Below are 19054 nucleotides of genomic sequence, written 5' to 3' on the forward strand. Positions count from 1 at the left end.
TTGTAAAATGTAAACGTTTTTCTAAGGGGAGGCTAAAAAAATGGTAGTAGCATACAAACATGAGCCATTTACAGATTTTTCAGTGGAGGCTAACAAATTAGCGTTTGAAGAAGGTTTAAAGAAAGTAGAATCTTATCTTGGACAAGACTATCCATTAATTATCGGGGGAGAAAAAATCACTACAGAAGACAAAATTGTTTCTGTAAACCCTGCAAATAAAGAGGAACTTGTTGGTCGTGTTTCAAAAGCAAGCCGTGAGTTAGCTGAAAAAGCAATGCAAGTAGCGGATGAAACATTCCAAACTTGGAGAAAATCAAAGCCAGAAATGCGTGCAGACATTTTATTCCGTGCTGCAGCAATCGTTCGTCGCAGAAAACATGAATTCTCTGCTATTCTTGTAAAAGAAGCAGGTAAGCCATGGAATGAGGCAGATGCTGATACAGCAGAAGCAATCGACTTTATGGAATATTATGGTCGTCAAATGTTAAAATTAAAAGACGGTATTCCAGTAGAAAGCCGTCCAATTGAATATAATCGTTTCTCTTACATTCCATTAGGAGTAGGTGTTATCATTTCTCCTTGGAACTTCCCATTCGCAATTATGGCAGGTATGACAACAGCTGCTTTAGTTTCTGGTAACACAGTATTACTAAAACCAGCTAGTACAACTCCTGTAGTAGCAGCGAAATTTATGGAAGTATTAGAAGAAGCTGGCTTACCAGCTGGCGTAGTAAACTTCGTTCCAGGTAACGGTTCTGAAGTTGGTGACTACTTAGTAGATCATCCTCGTACACGTTTCGTAAGCTTCACGGGATCTCGTGATGTAGGTATCCGCATCTATGAGCGTGCAGCGAAAGTAAACCCAGGACAAATTTGGTTAAAACGCGTTATCGCTGAAATGGGCGGTAAAGACACAATCGTTGTTGATAAAGAAGCAGATCTTGAATTAGCAGCTAAGTCTATCGTTGCATCAGCATTCGGATTCTCAGGACAAAAATGTTCTGCATGTTCTCGTGCAGTAATCCATGAAGATGTATACGATCACGTATTAAATCGTGCTGTTGAATTAACAAAAGAATTAACAGTTGCTAACCCAGCAGTATTAGGTACAAACATGGGTCCTGTTAATGACCAAGCTGCATTTGATAAAGTAATGAGCTATGTTGCAATTGGTAAAGAAGAAGGTAGAATCTTAGCAGGTGGCGAAGGAGACGATTCTAAAGGCTGGTTCATCCAACCAACAATCGTTGCTGACGTTGCAGAAGATGCTCGCTTAATGAAAGAAGAAATCTTCGGACCAGTAGTAGCATTCTGTAAAGCGAAAGACTTCGATCATGCACTTGCAATTGCAAACAATACGGAATACGGTTTAACAGGTGCTGTTATTACTAACAACCGTGACCATATTGAAAAAGCACGCGAAGACTTCCACGTTGGTAACTTATACTTCAACCGTGGATGTACTGGTGCAATCGTAGGTTACCAACCATTCGGTGGCTTTAACATGTCTGGTACAGACTCTAAAGCTGGTGGACCTGATTACTTAGCACTTCACATGCAAGCAAAAACTACTTCTGAAACTTTATAAGAAATAGTAGAGGAGCTCTTCACAGAATGTGAAGAGCTCCTTTTAAAATTGAACCCCCATATATTACCGTCGTTCGAAGAGAATGAGCTAAAACCTATTAATAGCGGGATAAACATGTAAACAGAAATAAAATAATGAGAAAAGTTGACTTATTAGTCATATTTTTTAGTATTCATTTTGAGAATTTCCTGTATAATACAATTTGAAAGAAAATCTATGGTTCGACAAGGAACACTCCTTTCGGTTTTGCTCACTGAAAGGAGTGTTTTTTTATGTAGCTAAAAATTCTTGCGTGCTTATTACATTTGCATATACGCCATTTAAACTAGCTAAAATTGTATTGTGAATATAAACAGCTGGTATAGTAGCGTTCTTAAAAGAAAGGTCTTTTGTAGCACAAGCGTCATGTATAACGGTACATTGAAAGCCAAAATCGAATGCAGCCCTTACTGTTGCATCGATACACATATGAGTCATCATCCCGCATACAACGACATGTTCAATATTAAAACGTTTTAATTGCTCTAGAAGATTAGTTTCTCGGAAGCTATTTGGATAATGTTTGACTATAACTGTTTCTTCTCTAAGTGGACGTACGCTTTCGTGAATATGTACACCTTCTGTATTAGGTAGGAAAAAAGTAGCGTCATCTTTTATAGCTACGTGTTGGATATGAAAAATAGGTTCGCTGTTTGTTCTAAATTGTTGTAATAACTGATTAGCATATTCGCTTGCTTCTACTGGATTACGCAATTCCATCTTTCCATTTGGAAAATAATCGTTTTGAATATCGACGAGTAAAAGAGCTGTTTTCATATATTTATCTTCCTCCGAGTTTCATATTCAAATAAATTTATTCAATTCGTAGAGAGGATTCTCCTGTTTAAAAATATGAGGAAGAAGAATTTTAAATAACCTTGAAAGTTACTATTTTTCAGATGAATATTCATCTGAAAATTTTAATAAAGGAATAATTAATATTTTTCTAAAAAATGTATTGACTCTTATTATTCTGAGTTCTATAATGAGAATTAATTAAACGACAATTAAATCGATACATTCTTATCCAGAGAGGTGGAGGGACTGGCCCTACGATACCTCAGCAACGGGTTTTTTAATACCGTGCTAACTCCAGCAAGCCATATAAAGGCTTGGAAGATGAGAAGATGTGAACGAGTACATATAAGTGCTCTCCTTCTTATCTTTATGGTTGATAAGAAGGAGGGCACTTTTTATTTTACCTCGAAAGCTCTGCTTCAAGTTTTTACAGCATATAGGAGGGAAAAAAATGATTTCTTTTACCAATGTAAGTAAAGTGTATGAATCAGCTGGCCAATCTGTTCATGCGGTGGAGGATGTAACATTATCAGTTGAGAAAGGCGAAATTTTTGGCATTATCGGTTTTAGTGGCGCTGGAAAGAGTACGTTATTACGCTTAGTAAATATGTTAGAGAGACCGACGGCAGGAACGATTTCAATAGATGATAAAGATATTACATCATTATCGACGAAAGAATTGCGTAAACTAAGACAAAGAATCGGAATGATTTTTCAAAGTTTTAATTTATTTAATTCAAGAACAGTATTTGGAAATATTGCTTATCCATTAAAGTTAGCGAAAGTACCAAAGAATGAGATAAAAGAAAGAGTAAATGAACTGCTGAAGTTTGTAGGGTTAGAAGATAAAGCAAACTATTATCCAGAGCAGCTATCAGGTGGGCAAAAGCAGCGTGTGGGCATTGCTAGAGCACTTGCGACATCGCCAGATATTCTTATATGTGATGAGGCAACATCAGCCTTAGATCCAGAAACGACGACAGAAATTCTAAACTTATTAAAGAAAGTAAATCGAGAATACAATTTAACAATTCTTCTTATTACACATGAAATGCATGTTGTGAAAGAAATTTGTCACCGTGTAGCTGTAATGGAGAAGGGGAAGGTTATTGAAGAAGGAAAACTGTTTGATGTTTTCACGCAACCAAAAACAAAGACGACTCAAAACTTTGTACGTTCTGTCATTAATGATCATTTACCGGAAAGTGTTCTAGCGAAAATTCAAAATGGTGGTCAAATTTATCGTCTAACATTTACTGGTGAGGAGACAGGACAGCCGGTACTATCATATATCGCAAAAAACTATAACGTCGATGTAAATGTACTGTACGGAAATATTATTGAACTTCAAAATGTGCTATTTGGAAATCTTCTTGTAGAGTTGCAAGGTGAGCAGAGGGGAATTCAAAAAGCATTACAACATCTAAGACTGCAAGTGCAGCTGAAGGAGGTAGAAGCTCATGCGAGTTGATTGGAGTATATTTTGGCCGCGCATACTAGATGCGACGGGGGATACCCTCTTAATGGTAATTGTAACCCTTATATTCGCTACAATTCTGGGTATACCTCTAGGTTTACTTTTATATGTAACGAGAAAAGGAAACTTTTTAGAAAATAAATGGGTCTTTTCTATTCTTAACATCATAATTAATACAATTCGTCCGGTACCATTCATTATCTTTTTAGTAGCCTTAAGTCCACTAACAAGAAGTGTTATCGGAACGACGATTGGAACAGCAGCGGCAATTTTCCCGATGACGTTAGTCGCATCAATTGGTATTGCTAGAATGGTTGAAACAAACCTTGTTTCCGTTCCGAAAGGAGTAATTGAAGCAGCGCAAGCAATGGGCGCCTCACCAATTAGAATTGTTTTTGAAATCCTTGTACCAGAAGCGTTAGCACCATTAATCTTAGGTGTCACATTTATGACAGTTGGTTTAATTGAATTCTCTGCAGTTGCTGGGCTTGTCGGTGGTGGCGGTCTTGGTGACTTGGCAATGACATATGGTTATCAACGTTTTGATACATCAGTTATGTTCGTAACGGTCGTGTTACTTATCATTCTCGTACAGATAGCTCAAAATTTAGGAAACTACTTTGCGAAAGTCTTGTTACGCAGATCATAAAAAGGAAGAGAGGAAAAGAAAATGAAGAAAATTTTAGCATTTGCATTATCAGCGATTGTAGGAGTCTCAGCATTAAGCGGCTGCTCAAGTGGAGACACGGGTGCAGGAGCGAAAGAAAAAGTAGTTCGCGTCGGTGTAACTGGAACGGATGGAGACGCTTGGGAAATTTTGAAGAAAAAAGCTGAAAAAGAAGGGATTAAGATTAAACTGGTCGAGTTCTCTGATTACACAACGCCAAATAAAGCGTTAGCTGATGGAGATATTGAATTAAACTCATTCCAGCATATTGCTTTCTTAGAGCAATTTAAAAAAGAGCATAAGTTAGATATTACAGCTGTTGGTACAACGCAAATTGCGCCAATGGGTTTATACTCTGAAAAATATAAGAAAGCAAATGAAATCCCAGATGGTTCAGAAATTGCAATTCCAAACGATCCAACGAACCAAGCACGGGCATTAAAACTTCTTGATGCAGCTGGATTATTAAAGCTTAAAAAAGACTTTGGTCTATTTGGAGATCCAAGTGGTATTGCTGAAAATCCGAAGAAATTAAAAATTACACCGGTTATCGCACAGCAAACACCTCGTGTGTTAAAAGATGTAGCGGCATCAGTTATTAATAACGGTGTTGCTGGTCAAGCTGGATTAGATCCAGCGAAGGATCCTATTTTCTTAGAAGATCCAAAGAATGAAAATGCAAAGCCATATATTAATATTTTTGCAGCTCGTAAGAAAGATAAAGATGATCCAACATTGAAAAAAGTAATTGAACTATATCATTCAAAAGAAGTAACAGACGCAATTAAGAAAGAAACAAATGATGGTTCCATTTCAGTAGATCTTTCACTTGATGAGCTTGAAAAAATCGTAAAATAATCATTGGGTTTAATGGACTAACAGAAGGAACCCCTCCGCTGTTAGTTCGTTCAACATATAAACTTAACAAACAAACCCTAATTCTGTACCTTCCAATTTTGTATAACATAGAATCCAATGTTTGTTAAGTAGAGTGATAGACCAGGAATTTTCCTGGTCTTTTTTTATGAATGAAAGTAGCTAGCGAACAGTAAGGTGATCCAAATTATAATGGGATAAGAAAATAAGCTGAAAAGGAGTGTAATTACGAATTGCTTTGGATGAATTAAGTGTTTTTTTGATAAAAAAAAGAAAATAGAAAAGAGAGTAATGAAAAATGCTGATATTACGCCGGGGTTATAAGAGCGATAAATGAAAAACAAAATAATATGTTGAACAGAGTTGAAGAAGATGGCCCCTTGTATAAAAATAATCCAGCATATAGAAGACAAGAAGTTAAGTTGATATAGAAAGACGATAAGTAATACAAAGATTGTTAATACGGAAATGGCGATGAAAAATTGTTGGCTAGTTATAAGACGGATTGAAAATTGATTAGCAAGGTATTGTGGCATTTGGAAAGCTTCTTCAAGGTTATGAATGAAAAATAATAAGGGAATGATCCAGAATATAGTAGTGGAATGTTTTTTCATCAATTTACATCACTCCAATAAAGTATAGAAAGCCTAAAAAAAGGCCCTCTATACAGAGATGGTTATTCAATTATGATATTTTTTAAATTAACTTCATGATGCTCTCGTTCTTTCAGATAAGCAGCTAGTTCCTCTTGTAAAATATTTAATATTTGCTTAGCTGATTGTTGGATTGGATTAGGTAGCTCTTCTAATATATGCATCCCGACTTTTACTTTTGTACGAATTACCCTTCGTAGTAATTCCTCATGCATGTACTACACCTCCAAACCGAATATTTAGTACATCTTCTTCAAATTTTGCTCCTTGAATAGAAAGGTGTGTTAATGTTTTTGGTAACGTGATGTTCCGTTTAACAGAACCCGCTCGAATAATAAGTTCATCACCTTTTTGATTTAAGGAAAGTTCACTTTTGTTTGAGAAGGGAATGGACAGAACGAAAATATACTCATCGCCATCCTTTTTTACATATTGAGTGCGCCCGTTAAATTTTACTTTTGTAGGGGAATGATCAGTTTTAAATAAAGAATCTCCTACACGTTCTAACATAGACAAACCAACAACTTCTTGTTCAAACATTGGAGCTTCGTAAATAGGAAGGGGTTGAAAACTATCTTTAATTAATGTTTTATATTTCTTCTGTGTATCTTTCCATGCCTGAAAATAAGGATCGGTGACAGTGTTAGGGATGACGCGGTTAATCATAATGGCATCTACGTTATAATCGTATAAATTCAAATAAGTAAAGCTGCGCTGGGCTTCTTTAATGACCATTTTTTCAGGATTTACAACGATGCGGATACTTGTTACTTCTCGATTTGATAAAATATCTCTCATTTCTCCGAGCTGTTCAAGTGTACTTGTTAATTCGTCCATAATATCGTCGGTTGGAAGAGGGACACCAAGGAGTGGTTGAGCTACTGGACGAACGACTTTTAAAACTTTTCTTTTAATAGGAAATAATTTTTCCATCCACCAGCCGAGCATGTCTGGAAAGCTTAGCATTGCTAATGTTTCTCCTGTAGGGGCACAATCAATAATGATAACATCATATGTGTCTTGCTTATAATAATCGAGTACGCGAAGTAGGCTAATTAAATCTTCCATACCGGGAAACATCGTTAATTCTTCTGTTGTAATATCATCAGCTGCTTTAGAAGTGAAGAGTAGTGTAATATATTTCTGTAATTTTCCCCAGCCTTTTTCCATTTCATAAATCGTATTAATTTCTTGTGCCCACAAATTTTCACGAATTTCTAGTGGTTCAGAAGATAGCTTTATACCAAATGAATCTCCTAAACTATGAGCAGGATCTGTGCTCATTACTAATGTTTTTAATCCTTGTTTCGCACTTTGAATTGCTGTTGCTGCTGAAATGCTAGTTTTTCCTACGCCGCCTTTACCTGTATACAAGATAATTCTCATCATTCATATCCCCTTTGTTTCGAATGTCGAATATTACGAGTGTCGAAGTAAATGGTTGAATAAAAACCCAGATAGGGTTTTATTCAATCGGAATGTTTTTCATTTTAGGTGTAGAAATCTTTTCTTCTGTTTTTTGCTGTGACGTAGCGATGTGATTCATGATTTTTTGGAAGATTTGTAGTAAGAATGCTTTTTCTTCTTCTGATAATGCTTCTGTTACTAAGCTAAAGTAATGGGCCGCATTTTGTTTTACTTCTTGAACGAGTATTACGCCGTTTTCTGTTAACCGAATTAATACAATACGTCGGTCATTTTCATCACGGTAGCGTTCAATATATCCCTTTTTTACAAGGCGATTTACAACGCCCGTTGTTGTACTCATCGGTATATCAAGAAGATCAGCAATTTTCGTCATTGTAATATCTGTATTTCGTTCCATCCAAAGTAAACAAAATACTTCTGTTTTAGAAAGTGTTAAATCTAGGCTTACCCATTCTTCAGGATAGAAAAGTTTCTTGGCGTTATCTAGCAGTAAGTCTAAAAAATGTTCATATTGCAACAATTAATTCCACTCCCGTATATTTCGAGGTTCGTAATATTTATTTTTATTTTATGTAGAATAGAAATAATTGTCAATGATTTTAATTGTTTTTTCAGATTAGGCAGAAAACTTTCTTTAAAATAGTATTCTTTTATGATAGATTTATAAATATAAAACGAGAATTTACATAAAAATCCATCATGGTAAATATACTTATCTATAATGGGTATGCAGCTAACGAGGGGGAGAACGATGAGAAGACGTAATACGCAAGCGTTCACGTTTTTAGCATGGACTTCATTTGTTTGTGCGATTTCAGGTATGCTAATTGGGATTTATACGTTAGATGAAACGCTTAGTGTAAAAGGATACTATTTAATTGGAACATTATTTTTAACGATGTCTTGTTTTGTATTACAAAAAACAATTCGTGATAATGAAGAAGATAACGAGAGATTTCCGAAAAATAAACCGTTAGATAAAGAGTAAATTGTAAAGAAAGGCATTTGCCTTTCTTTTTTTATGTAAAAATGGCGTAAGTACTCTGTGTTGACTTGCTTGAAGTACTGAAAATTTGGTATCATCAATAGTATTGTAGATTGAACGATATATTATGGAGGTGGCCTAGCCGTGTCAAGAATTTCCGTTGAGAATGTAAAGCACGTAGCACATTTAGCACGTCTTGCAATTACTGATCAAGAAGCAGAAAAATTTCAAAAACAACTAGATGCAATTGTTACATTTGCAGAACAGTTAAATGAATTAGATACAACAGATGTAAAACCAACAACTCATGTATTAACTATGAAAAATGTTATGCGTGAAGATGTACCAGAAAAAGGTTTACCAGTCGAAGAAGTATTAAAAAATGCACCGGATCACAAAGATAATCAAATCCGTGTTCCAGCAGTATTAGAATAGAGGAGGGGAATTTCGATGTCATTATTTGATCATTCAGTATCAGAGTTACATAAGAAGTTAAACAACAAAGAAATTTCCGTTACGGATTTAGTAGAAGAATCTTACAAACGTATTGCGGATGTTGAAGATAACGTAAAAGCTTTTCTTACATTAGATGAAGAAAATGCACGCGCAAAAGCGAAAGAATTAGATGCAAAAATCGGCGCTGAAGATAATGGTTTATTATTCGGTATGCCAATTGGTGTAAAAGATAACATTGTAACTAACGGTCTTCGTACAACTTGTGCGAGCAAAATGTTAGCAAACTTCGATCCAATTTATGATGCGACAGTTGTGCAAAAGCTAAAAGCTGCTGACACAATTACAATCGGTAAATTAAACATGGACGAGTTCGCAATGGGTTCTTCAAATGAAAACTCAGGATTCTACGCTACGAAAAACCCATGGAACTTAGATTACGTTCCGGGCGGATCTAGTGGTGGTTCTGCAGCAGCTGTAGCAGCAGGAGAAGTACTATTCTCTCTAGGTTCTGATACGGGTGGTTCTATCCGTCAGCCAGCTGCATATTGCGGTGTTGTAGGTTTAAAACCAACTTATGGACGCGTATCTCGTTACGGATTAGTAGCATTCGCATCTTCACTTGACCAAATCGGACCGATTACACGTACAGTAGAAGACAATGCATACTTATTACAAGCTATTTCAGGTATTGACCGCATGGATGCAACTTCTGCAAACGTTGAAGTTGGAAACTATTTAGCTGGTTTAACAGGCGATGTTAAAGGTTTACGCATTGCTGTACCGAAAGAATACTTAGGCGAAGGTGTTGGCGAAGAAGCTCGTGAGTCAGTACTAGCTGCTTTAAAAGTATTAGAAGGTATGGGCGCAACTTGGGAGGAAGTATCGCTTCCACACTCTAAATACGCTCTAGCAACGTATTACTTACTATCTTCTTCTGAAGCATCTGCGAACCTTTCACGCTTTGATGGCGTGCGTTACGGTGTTCGTTCTGATAATGTAAATAACTTATTAGATCTTTACAAAAACACACGTAGTGAAGGTTTCGGTGATGAAGTTAAACGTCGTATTATGCTTGGTACATTTGCGCTTAGCTCTGGTTACTATGATGCATATTACAAGAAAGCACAACAAGTACGTACATTAATTAAAAACGACTTTGAAAATGTATTTGCTAACTATGATGTTATTATTGGACCAACAACGCCAACTCCGGCATTTAAAGTGGGCGAAAAAGTTGATGATCCAATGACAATGTATGCAAATGACATTTTAACAATCCCAGTAAACTTAGCGGGTGTTCCAGCGATTTCTGTTCCATGTGGATTCGGTGCTAACAACATGCCACTTGGTCTACAAATCATTGGTAAACACTTCGATGAAGCGACAATTTACCGCGTTGCACATGCGTTTGAGCAAGCAACAGACTATCATACAAAAAAAGCAAGTCTGTAAGGAGGCGAGCATAGATGAATTTAGAAACAATTATTGGTTTAGAGGTTCACGTTGAGTTAAAAACAAATTCGAAAATTTTCTCTGCGAGTCCAACAGAATTCGGAGCGGAGCCAAATACACAAACAAGTGTAATTGACTTAGGATACCCAGGGGTACTTCCTACTTTAAATAAAGAAGCAGTTAACTTTGCAATGAAAGCTGCAATGGCATTAAACTGTGAAATCGCAACGGAAACGAAGTTTGACCGTAAAAACTATTTCTATCCAGATAACCCGAAAGCTTACCAAATCTCTCAATTTGATAAGCCAATTGGTGAAAATGGTTGGATTGAAATCGAAGTAGACGGTAAAAAGAAACGTATCGGTATTACACGTCTTCATTTAGAAGAAGATGCTGGTAAATCAACGCATACAGCTGATGGTTCATTAGTAGACTACAACCGTCAAGGTATGCCTTTAATCGAGATCGTATCTGAGCCAGATATGCGTACGCCAGAAGAAGCATATGCATACTTAGAGAAGTTAAAATCAATCATTCAATACACTGGTGTATCTGATTGTAAGATGGAAGAAGGTTCCTTACGTTGTGATGCGAACATTTCTCTTCGTCCAGTTGGACAAGAGAAGTTCGGTACAAAAGCGGAACTGAAAAACTTAAACTCATTCACTTACGTACAAAAAGGTCTTGAGCATGAGCAAGTGCGCCAAGAAAAAGAACTGTTATCTGGTGGCATCATCCAACAAGAAACACGTCGTTATGATGAAGCAACAAAGAAAACAATCTTAATGCGTGTGAAAGAAGGATCTGACGATTACCGTTACTTCCCGGAGCCAGACTTAGTTGAACTTTACATCGATGATGAGTGGAAAGAAGCAGTTCGAGCTTCTATTCCAGAACTTCCAGATGCACGTAAAGCTCGCTACGTTGCAGAATTAGGCTTACCAGCTTATGATGCACACGTGTTAACATTAACGAAAGAGATGTCTGATTTCTTTGAAGCAACTGTTGCAGACGGTGCTGATGCGAAATTAACATCGAACTGGTTAATGGGTGAAGTACTTGCATACTTAAACAAACAACAAAAAGAATTAAAAGACGTTGCATTAACGCCTGCTGGTTTATCTAAAATGGTTCAATTAATTGAAAAAGGTACAATTTCTTCTAAAATCGCGAAGAAAGTATTTAACGAATTAATTGAAAAAGGTGGAGACCCAGAAGAAATCGTTAAAGCGAAAGGTCTTGTTCAAATTTCTGACGAGGGTACACTTCGTAAAGTTGTAACAGAAATTCTTGATAATAATGAGCAATCTATCGAAGACTTTAAAAACGGTAAAGACCGTGCAATTGGCTTCTTAGTTGGTCAAATTATGAAAGCTACAAAAGGACAAGCAAATCCACCACTTGTTAACAAAATCTTACTTGAAGAGATTAATAAGCGATAATAGTAGTGACTTTTAAAGATTAAGCAGAAAAACACCCGTACATGGGTGTTTTTCTAGGTTAATCAAACGTTTGTTTAAATGAGACAAAATCGTTTAAACAAACGTTTGATTAACTGTCAAAAGTGGAAAAATGTTTGTATAGCAACTATGGTATGATAGTTGCAAAAAGGTGGGAATAATGATAAATCTAAACATAGAGGTTTTTTTCATCTCATGAAATAATAGATAGTTATTATTCGTTATATGTAAATTTTTATGGAAGAATGGATAGAAATAAAGTGAAACTTTAATCAGTAGGAGGTTCATCCACCATTGATTATTAGCCCTCACCAATCGGGCATTTACTGCCCGCAAATAGCGGGATAAATTTTGGAGTCAAATAAAAAACCATTGAAATGAATATTTACTTTTGATGGACTACACGAATCGGGTTCTTACTGCCTGTTTGAGCGGGATAAAAGAAGGATAGCAAGATGAGAGGAGGTAGGCATGGGAATACTGAATAGAAGTTCAGTATGTTCTTTTTCGATACATAAAGAAATTTCCTGTGCTAATAAATGATGAAGCGAGCAAGAATTATTTATAATCCTACTTCGGGGCGTGAGCTATTTAAGAAGAGCTTACCAGAAGTATTACAAAAATTAGAACAAGCTGGCTATGAGACATCTTGTCATGCGACAACGGGTCCTGGAGACGCTACTGTGGCGGCGAGGCAAGCTGCGGATCGTAAGTTTGATGTTGTTATTGCGGCTGGTGGCGACGGTACATTAAATGAAGTAGTAAACGGTTTAGTTGGGCATGAATTCCGTCCGAAATTTGGAATTATTCCAGTTGGAACGACAAATGACTTTGCACGTGCAATTGGTGTACCTCGTTCTATTGAAGAGGCAGCAGATATTATTTGCGAAGGAAAAACAGTGCCATTAGACCTTGGTAGAGCGAACGATACATATTTTATTAACATCGCTGGTGGCGGTCGTATTACAGAATTAACATACGAAGTACCGAGTAAGTTAAAGACAGTATTAGGACAACTTGCTTATTACCTAAAAGGTATCGAGATGTTACCATCATTGCATCCGACATATGTTGAAATTGAGTATGATGGAAAGTTACTACAAGAAGAAATTACGATGTTTTTAATTACGAATACCCGTTCAGTAGGTGGATTTGAAAAGGTAGCACCGTATGCATCTATTAACGATGGGTTATTTGACCTATTAGTACTGAAAAAAGGTTCTATCGCTGATTTAATTAAAGCAGCAACACAAGCACAACGTGGTGAACATATTAATAATCCAAAAGTGTTATATACACAAGCGAACCGAATTAAAGTACATTCACCAGATAAACTAATGATTAATTTAGATGGTGAGTATGGTGGAGATGCACCGATGGAATTCGAAAATATATATCATTGTTTAGAACTATTTGTTCCTGAACATCAAGAGGATGCCCTGTAAAGGCATCCTTTTTTACTTTGTTAAAATGAATTGTAAATTGGGAGTTAGTTTGATTTTTATGGTATTTTTACAATTCTTTTATTTTACATCCATATTTTATTGATACACTGGAGGAGATAAGAAACGAGAGGTAGGATGCTATGGAGAAGGTAAAAGCAATACTATTTGATAAAGATGGGACATTAATGGATTTTCATTCAATATGGATAAAAGTAGCTGAAGAACTTGTAGCTGAATGTATAAGTTTATATCATTTACCAAGTACAATGCGGCAGACCTTATTAGAAGAGATTGGTGTAGAGGGAGCATTTGTTAATCCGAGGAGTGCAATAGCTGCTGGAACAAGCCTTGATGTAGCGAAGGGGCTTTGTAATTATATTGAGTCTGCTAGAGAAGAAGAGATGCACCATTGGGTAAGTGAGAAGTTATTTTCCCTTATGTATGAGCATCGTTCGCATATGAAAATGACAGCAGATTTACCGAAAGTGTTACAGGCATTAAAAGATAAAGGATTTATATTAGGGGTTGTCACGGCGGATGATTTCGCACCAACAGAATTATTTTTAAGACAATATAAGTTGGAGAACTTTTTTGATTATATTATAGCCTCGGATACATTCCCTGCGCAAAAACCAGATAAAAAGATTATAGAAGTGTTTTGTGAGAAATTTAATTTAGAATCATGTGAGGTTGCGGTTGTTGGAGATACGCCAACTGATTTACATTTAGCCAAAAATGGCGATTGCTATGCAATTGGGGTGCTATCTGGTACGGGAGACCGTCCAACATTAGAACCACTTGCTGATTTAGTGTTAGATTCTGTTGAAGAGTTTATTTCTCAATCGGGTGAGTTTTTCTGGGAGAAAGAAAAGTCTAATGTGTAAGGAAAATAAGTCTATAAAGACTCTTAATGAGTCTTTATAGACTTATTTTTTATGCCTGGATACAAAGAATATAGGATAAATGCTAGAAAAGAAAGTTGGCATACATTTTGCAATAAAAAGAGAAAACAATGTAAAGAAAAGGATGGGGTACGCAATGAACACAAAAAAATTTGCTAAAGTAAATGAACAAATTCCAGGACCGAAAGCGGCATCTTTATTAGAACGCCGTCAAAATATAGTACCAAAAGGAGTAAGTAACGGCATCCCAACGTTTGTACAATCTGCAAATGGTGCTCTTGTAACGGATGTTGATGGCAATCAGTACATTGATTTTGCAGGAGCAATCGGGACAATTAACGTAGGGCATTGTCATCCAACGGTTAAAGAAGCGCTCCATAAACAAGTCGATCAATACATTCATACTGGATTTAATGTCATGATGTATGAGCCATATATTGAATTAGCGGAAAAGCTTGCGGCATTGGCACCGGGAAGTTTCGATAAGCAAGTCCTCTTTTTAAATAGTGGTGCAGAAGCAGTTGAGAACGCGGTGAAGATCGCTCGTAAATATACGAAGAGACCTGGTATTATCGCATTTTCTAAAGGTTTCCACGGGCGTACATTAATGACAATGACGATGACAAGTAAAGTGAAGCCATATAAATTTGGATTTGGTCCCTTTGCTCCAGAAGTATATAAAGCGCCATTTCCATACGAATACCGTCGCCCAGAGGGATTAACGGAAGAGCAGTATGATGATTTTATTATTGAAGAGTTTAAGAACTTCTTCATATCGGAAGTAGCACCAGAAACAATCGCAGCTGTTGTAATGGAACCTGTTCAAGGGGAAGGTGGATTTATCGTCCCAAGTAAGAAATTTGTTCAAGAAGTACGCCGCATTTGTTCAGAGAACGGCATCTTATTTGTAGCGGATGAAATACAAACAGGCTTTAGTCGTACAGGAAAATATTTTGCAATTGATCACTATGATGTCGTTCCAGATTTAATTACAGTGTCTAAATCATTAGGTGCTGGTGTACCGATAAGTGGTGTCATTGGACGTAAAGAAATTATGAATGAGTCTGCACCAGGTGAACTTGGTGGAACGTATGCAGGAAGTCCATTAGGATGTGCGGCTGCATTAGCTGTTCTCGATGTAATAGAAAATGAGAAATTAAATGATAGAGCGATAGAATTAGGAAAAGTCGTAATGAACCGATTCGAAGAGATGAAAAATAAATATCATTGCATCGGTGATGTGCGTGGGTTAGGAGCAATGTGTGCATTTGAGGTCGTTCAAGATCGTAAGACGAAAGCACCTGACAAAGCGTTAACAGCTAATCTATGTACAGAAGCAAATAAGCGTGGGTTACTGTTATTATCAGCAGGAACATATGGAAATGTTATCCGTGTGTTAATGCCTTTAGTTATTACAGATGAGCAACTTGAAGAAGGATTAACAATAATTGAAGAATCGTTGCAAGCTTGTTATGAACAAACAAACATCGCTCGCGTTTAAAAACTGAAGTATAAATAGCAAACATTCTAGCTGACTCTATATTAAATGCAGAAAATTCACTTTATAATAAAGGTAGTGAAGTGGATCGATGGATTTGAAGTTAGGGGTGGCTAGGATGGTTGCAGAAAAGGAACGAGTGTTAATGGATTTAAAAGATGTATTTGAATATGCGTTTGACGAAATTTTTGTTACAGATGAGCAAGGGATCGTTGTGCGTGTAAATAGTACATGTGAAAGGCACTACCAACTAGCTGCCGAAGAGTTAGTTGGTAAGCATGTAAAAGAACTACAAAAGGACGGAATCTTTTATCCATCAGCGACATTAGAAGTGATTGAAAAAAAGAGGCCAATTGAACTCGTTCAAACTACAAAATCAGGAGAGTATTTACACGTTCGTACAAGGCCTGTTTTTGATGATGAGGGAAATTTAAGAAGAGTGATTAGTTATTCTCGGGACCTTACTGAACTCTATCAATTACGTCAAAAGGTAGAGGAAATGGATAATCAGCTAAAAACATATAAAAAAGAATTAAGAGAAACATATGAGCATGAAGGACTTATTTTTAAAAGTCTAGCTATGCAAAAAATAGTCGATACAATCAAAAAAGTATCTGTAGTGGATAGTACTGTTCTCGTTTTAGGCGAGACTGGAGTTGGGAAAAGTCGATTAGTACGCCATTTACATGAAGTGAGTCACCGTAAGAATGAAAGTTTCTATGAAATTAATTGTGCGGCATTGCCAACTAATTTAATTGAATCAGAGCTTTTTGGATATTCAGGTGGATCTTTTACAGGTGCGAATCGTGAAGGGAAAAAGGGACTATTAGAATCCGCGCATAAAGGAACTCTTTTTTTAGATGAAATCGGTGAAATGCCGCTTGAAATTCAAGCGAAGCTTTTGCAAGTATTGCAAGAAAAAACATTTCGTCCTATAGGCGGAAGAGAATTAAAAAAAGTGGATGTCCGAATTGTGGCGGCAACAAATAGAGATTTAAGCGAGATGGTGAAACAAGGAACATTTCGGAAAGATTTATACTATCGTTTGAATGTCATTCCAATTGCAATTCCCCCGCTTAGGGAAAGAACAGAAGATATTTTGCCGCTTATTTATCATTACTTGCAGCAATTTAATAAAAAGTACGGACGTGATGTGAAACTAGCGCCGAGTACGTTACAAATGTTTGTTGGATATCCGTGGGAAGGAAACAATAGAGAAATAGAGAATGTAATTGAGAGAATTGTTATTACTGTCGATGATGTTGTAACGGTAGAGGATTTGCCACTCTCTATGCAAGAGGCTGCAGTTGAACAATCGGGGCAAAGCCTTTATAAAATGCTGGAAGAGGTAGAGAGAAATATTATTCTTAAAGCGTATAAAACGTATGGATCAAGTTATAAAGTAGCTGAGTTTTTGCAAATTAGTCAATCTGCTGCTACTAGGAAAATTAAGAAGTTCATAGAGGAGGAAGAAAACATTGGATAAAAAGGCGGCTTTTGTAAGTATAGATAAAAAGGCGATGTATATAAATGGTGAGTGGATTACACTACAAGAACAAATTGAAGTAAATAATCCTGCGACGAAGGAAATATTTGCAACTGTACCAAAAGGCGGAGTAACAGAGGCAAAGCAAGCTGTTGATGCTGCACATGAAGCTTTTAAAACGTGGTCTAAGTTAACGGCAGCAGATCGTGCAACGAAGTTAAAAAAGTGGTTCATGCTTATTGATAAAAATAAAGAAGAGATCGCAGCGCTTATGACGAAGGAACAAGGAAAGCCGTTTGCAGAAGCGCTTGGTGAAGTAAATTATGCAAATAGTTTTGTTGAATGGTATGCAGAAGAAGGGAAACGTGTATATGGTGAAATGATTCCTGCTTCTCATCCGAATAAGCGCATTTTAGTTATGAAGCAACCAGTTGGCGTTATGGCAGCTATTACACCTTGGAACTTCCCAGCTGCTATGATTACGAGAAAGGTAGCCCCAGCGCTTGCAGCAGGCTGTACAGCCGTTGTGAAACCGGCAAGTCAAACGCCGCTAACTGCATTGAAATTAGCTGAATTAGCCCATGAAGCAGATATTCCAAAGGGTGTAATCAATATCGTAACAGGTAGTGCAAAAGCAATTGCTGATACGTGGATGGAAGATAGTCGCGTTCGAAAAGTATCCTTTACAGGGTCAACGGAAATCGGGAAAGAGTTAATGGCTAGTGCTGCACAAACGATGAAAAAAGTTTCGCTTGAGTTAGGTGGCCACGCTCCGTTTATCGTAATGAATGATGCGGATTTAGATAAAGCAGTAGAAGCGGTGATTGGTTCGAAATTCCGTAACGCAGGACAAACGTGTATATGTACAAACCGAGTATTCGTTCAAGAAGAAGTATACGAAGTATTTGTAGAGAAGTTCCAAAAGGCAGTAGGGCAGTTGAAAGTAGGAGACGGTTTCGGTGACGGAACGACTGTCGGACCACTTATTGATGAGAATGCAGTTTCAAAAGTACAAGAACATATTGAAGACGCTATTCAAAAAGGTGGAACAGTTTTATATGGTGGTCAAAAGGTCGCAGAGTTAGAGGGACATTTCATTCAACCGACTGTAATTGGATTGGCAAATGATACGATGCTTTGTATGAATGAAGAAACATTTGGGCCAGTGGCACCAGTTGCGAAATTTAAAACAGTTGATGAAGTAATCGAACGTGCAAATAATACACCATACGGTTTAGCTGCGTATATTTTCACGAAAGACATTAGCCGAGCATTCCAAATTAGTGAAGCGTTAGAGTACGGTATTATCGGTCTAAACGACGGTCTTCCATCAGTTGCACAAGCACCATTCGGTGGATTTAAAGAAAGTGGTATCGGCCGTGAAGGAGGCCATTTCGGCATCGAGGAATATTTAGAAATTAAATATATTTCATTGGGACTATAAGTAGTATACTAGAATCTCTATAAGGTAACAGAGAAGGAGATTCTAGTATGGTATATTGGCTATTATTACTTGTTACAATTATTTTTGAAGTAGCTGGAACAATTGCAATGAAACTATCGAATGGTTTAACAAAGCTCGTTCCAAGTGTACTGATTTTCGTGTTTTATGGAATTTGTTTCAGCGTGTTCGCCATCGTTGTGAAAAAGATCCATTTAAGTATTGCTTATGCTATTTGGTCTGGCGTTGGAACATTACTTATTACAATCATTAGTGTTTACTTTTTTAAAGAGCATATTAGTTTATTCCAAGCATTTTGTATTCTTTTTATTGTTTTGGGTGTCATTGGGCTTAAGGTTTCATCGGCATCATGAAAGCTATCTTTTGTAGAAGATAGCTTTTT

At 36.8% G+C, this 19054-nt stretch carries 18 protein-coding genes, 1 pseudogene and 1 riboswitch; of the genes and pseudogenes, 14 read left to right on the forward strand and 5 right to left on the reverse strand.

The genetic code is table 11. The features are described 5' to 3' along the window. The first annotated feature begins 40 nt into the window (after positions 1-40). Entirely contained in the window at positions 41-1588 is a 1548-nt protein-coding gene (pruA, locus tag D1166_RS12935) for an L-glutamate gamma-semialdehyde dehydrogenase (protein ID WP_000259555.1), read from the forward strand. 250 nt (positions 1589-1838) lie between these two features. On the opposite strand, the pseudogene D1166_RS12940 reads toward pruA, so the two are convergent. Next, positions 1839-2404, reverse strand: a pseudogene (locus D1166_RS12940) (cysteine hydrolase family protein). 243 nt (positions 2405-2647) lie between these two features. Continuing rightward, positions 2648-2753: riboswitch (SAM riboswitch) on the forward strand. A 123-nt stretch (positions 2754-2876) separates the two neighbouring features. Here D1166_RS12940 and D1166_RS12950 point away from each other — a divergent pair. The 3 genes from D1166_RS12950 to D1166_RS12960 are packed head-to-tail and all read left to right on the forward strand — an operon-like array spanning position 2877 to position 5427. Further along, a complete protein-coding gene (locus D1166_RS12950) occupies positions 2877-3896 on the forward strand; it encodes a methionine ABC transporter ATP-binding protein (protein WP_118043331.1) in 1020 nt (339 codons plus the stop codon). Further along, positions 3886-4551 (forward strand): methionine ABC transporter permease, encoded by a 666-nt coding sequence (locus tag D1166_RS12955; RefSeq protein WP_001261865.1) that lies wholly within the window; start codon positions 3886-3888, stop codon positions 4549-4551. The genes D1166_RS12950 and D1166_RS12955 overlap by 11 nt, the downstream gene beginning before the upstream one ends. A gap of 21 nt (positions 4552-4572) precedes the next feature. Beyond that, positions 4573-5427 carry a MetQ/NlpA family ABC transporter substrate-binding protein gene (locus tag D1166_RS12960; protein ID WP_000721594.1) on the forward strand — a complete coding sequence of 285 codons (855 nt, stop codon included), beginning with the start codon at positions 4573-4575 and terminating at the stop codon, positions 5425-5427. Positions 5428-5591: 164 nt separating this feature from the next. Here the strand turns inward: D1166_RS12960 and D1166_RS12965 are convergent, their stop codons facing one another. The 4 genes from D1166_RS12965 to D1166_RS12980 form a co-directional block, all read right to left on the reverse strand. Beyond that, entirely contained in the window at positions 5592-6059 is a 468-nt protein-coding gene (locus D1166_RS12965) for an HXXEE domain-containing protein (RefSeq protein WP_001986283.1), read from the reverse strand. Between the two features lie 62 nt (positions 6060-6121). Further along, positions 6122-6313: a DUF3926 domain-containing protein gene (locus tag D1166_RS12970; RefSeq protein ID WP_000544105.1), complete on the reverse strand. Its 192-nt coding sequence runs from the start codon at positions 6311-6313 to the stop codon at positions 6122-6124. After that, on the reverse strand, positions 6306-7487 hold the full coding sequence (locus D1166_RS12975; protein WP_002102676.1) for an ArsA family ATPase: 1182 nt from the start codon (positions 7485-7487) through the stop codon (positions 6306-6308). The genes D1166_RS12970 and D1166_RS12975 overlap by 8 nt, the downstream gene beginning before the upstream one ends. 76 nt (positions 7488-7563) lie before the next feature. Continuing rightward, a complete protein-coding gene (locus tag D1166_RS12980) occupies positions 7564-8046 on the reverse strand; it encodes a MarR family winged helix-turn-helix transcriptional regulator (RefSeq protein ID WP_000942472.1) in 483 nt (160 codons plus the stop codon). Between the two features lie 231 nt (positions 8047-8277). Here D1166_RS12980 and D1166_RS12985 point away from each other — a divergent pair, with 231 nt between their 5' ends. The 10 genes from D1166_RS12985 to D1166_RS13030 all read left to right on the forward strand — a co-directional run bounded on the left by D1166_RS12985 (position 8278) and on the right by D1166_RS13030 (position 19025). After that, positions 8278-8514 (forward strand): YiaA/YiaB family inner membrane protein, encoded by a 237-nt coding sequence (locus tag D1166_RS12985; RefSeq protein WP_001254391.1) that lies wholly within the window; start codon positions 8278-8280, stop codon positions 8512-8514. A 141-nt stretch (positions 8515-8655) separates the two neighbouring features. Further along, positions 8656-8946 (forward strand): Asp-tRNA(Asn)/Glu-tRNA(Gln) amidotransferase subunit GatC, encoded by a 291-nt coding sequence (gatC, locus tag D1166_RS12990; RefSeq protein WP_000086999.1) that lies wholly within the window; start codon positions 8656-8658, stop codon positions 8944-8946. A gap of 15 nt (positions 8947-8961) precedes the next feature. Further along, positions 8962-10419, forward strand: coding sequence for an Asp-tRNA(Asn)/Glu-tRNA(Gln) amidotransferase subunit GatA (gene gatA, locus D1166_RS12995; protein WP_000051441.1), 1458 nt, complete (start codon positions 8962-8964; stop codon positions 10417-10419). 14 nt (positions 10420-10433) lie between these two features. Then, on the forward strand, positions 10434-11861 hold the full coding sequence (gene gatB / locus D1166_RS13000; RefSeq protein WP_001047685.1) for an Asp-tRNA(Asn)/Glu-tRNA(Gln) amidotransferase subunit GatB: 1428 nt from the start codon (positions 10434-10436) through the stop codon (positions 11859-11861). Between the two features lie 557 nt (positions 11862-12418). Beyond that, a complete protein-coding gene (locus D1166_RS13005) occupies positions 12419-13324 on the forward strand; it encodes a diacylglycerol kinase (RefSeq protein ID WP_000977679.1) in 906 nt (301 codons plus the stop codon). Positions 13325-13464: 140 nt separating this feature from the next. After that, positions 13465-14208, forward strand: a complete 744-nt coding sequence (locus tag D1166_RS13010; protein ID WP_000416669.1) for an HAD family hydrolase — start codon at positions 13465-13467, stop codon at positions 14206-14208. Positions 14209-14362: 154 nt separating this feature from the next. Beyond that, on the forward strand, positions 14363-15727 hold the full coding sequence (gene gabT, locus D1166_RS13015; RefSeq protein ID WP_033667321.1) for a 4-aminobutyrate--2-oxoglutarate transaminase: 1365 nt from the start codon (positions 14363-14365) through the stop codon (positions 15725-15727). A gap of 115 nt (positions 15728-15842) precedes the next feature. Beyond that, on the forward strand, positions 15843-17210 hold the full coding sequence (locus D1166_RS13020) for a sigma-54 interaction domain-containing protein (RefSeq protein ID WP_000225144.1): 1368 nt from the start codon (positions 15843-15845) through the stop codon (positions 17208-17210). Next, positions 17203-18654: an NADP-dependent succinate-semialdehyde dehydrogenase gene (gabD, locus tag D1166_RS13025; RefSeq protein WP_000358087.1), complete on the forward strand. Its 1452-nt coding sequence runs from the start codon at positions 17203-17205 to the stop codon at positions 18652-18654. The genes D1166_RS13020 and gabD overlap by 8 nt, the downstream gene beginning before the upstream one ends. Positions 18655-18701: 47 nt before the next feature. Further along, positions 18702-19025, forward strand: coding sequence for a DMT family transporter (locus tag D1166_RS13030; RefSeq protein WP_000263262.1), 324 nt, complete (start codon positions 18702-18704; stop codon positions 19023-19025). The last annotated feature ends 29 nt before the right edge of the window (positions 19026-19054 follow it).

The sequence above is a fragment of the Bacillus sp. ISO11 genome (assembly GCF_003458115.1).
Classification (GTDB): Bacteria; Bacillota; Bacilli; order Bacillales; family Bacillaceae_G; genus Bacillus_A; species Bacillus_A cereus.

What these genes read in the sequence shown, in the direction of transcription:
- pruA (WP_000259555.1), top strand. Translation starts at nt 41, where the DNA reads ATGGTAGTAGCATACAAACATGAGCCATTTACAGATTTTTCAGTGGAG.
- D1166_RS12950 (WP_118043331.1), top strand. Translation starts at nt 2,877, where the DNA reads ATGATTTCTTTTACCAATGTAAGTAAAGTGTATGAATCAGCTGGCCAA.
- D1166_RS12955 (WP_001261865.1), top strand. Translation starts at nt 3,886, where the DNA reads ATGCGAGTTGATTGGAGTATATTTTGGCCGCGCATACTAGATGCGACG.
- D1166_RS12960 (WP_000721594.1), top strand. Translation starts at nt 4,573, where the DNA reads ATGAAGAAAATTTTAGCATTTGCATTATCAGCGATTGTAGGAGTCTCA.
- D1166_RS12965 (WP_001986283.1), bottom strand. Translation starts at nt 6,059, where the DNA reads ATGAAAAAACATTCCACTACTATATTCTGGATCATTCCCTTATTATTT.
- D1166_RS12970 (WP_000544105.1), bottom strand. Translation starts at nt 6,313, where the DNA reads ATGCATGAGGAATTACTACGAAGGGTAATTCGTACAAAAGTAAAAGTC.
- D1166_RS12975 (WP_002102676.1), bottom strand. Translation starts at nt 7,487, where the DNA reads ATGATGAGAATTATCTTGTATACAGGTAAAGGCGGCGTAGGAAAAACT.
- D1166_RS12985 (WP_001254391.1), top strand. Translation starts at nt 8,278, where the DNA reads ATGAGAAGACGTAATACGCAAGCGTTCACGTTTTTAGCATGGACTTCA.
- gatA (WP_000051441.1), top strand. Translation starts at nt 8,962, where the DNA reads ATGTCATTATTTGATCATTCAGTATCAGAGTTACATAAGAAGTTAAAC.
- gatB (WP_001047685.1), top strand. Translation starts at nt 10,434, where the DNA reads ATGAATTTAGAAACAATTATTGGTTTAGAGGTTCACGTTGAGTTAAAA.
- D1166_RS13005 (WP_000977679.1), top strand. Translation starts at nt 12,419, where the DNA reads ATGATGAAGCGAGCAAGAATTATTTATAATCCTACTTCGGGGCGTGAG.
- D1166_RS13010 (WP_000416669.1), top strand. Translation starts at nt 13,465, where the DNA reads ATGGAGAAGGTAAAAGCAATACTATTTGATAAAGATGGGACATTAATG.
- gabT (WP_033667321.1), top strand. Translation starts at nt 14,363, where the DNA reads ATGAACACAAAAAAATTTGCTAAAGTAAATGAACAAATTCCAGGACCG.
- D1166_RS13020 (WP_000225144.1), top strand. Translation starts at nt 15,843, where the DNA reads ATGGTTGCAGAAAAGGAACGAGTGTTAATGGATTTAAAAGATGTATTT.
- D1166_RS13030 (WP_000263262.1), top strand. Translation starts at nt 18,702, where the DNA reads ATGGTATATTGGCTATTATTACTTGTTACAATTATTTTTGAAGTAGCT.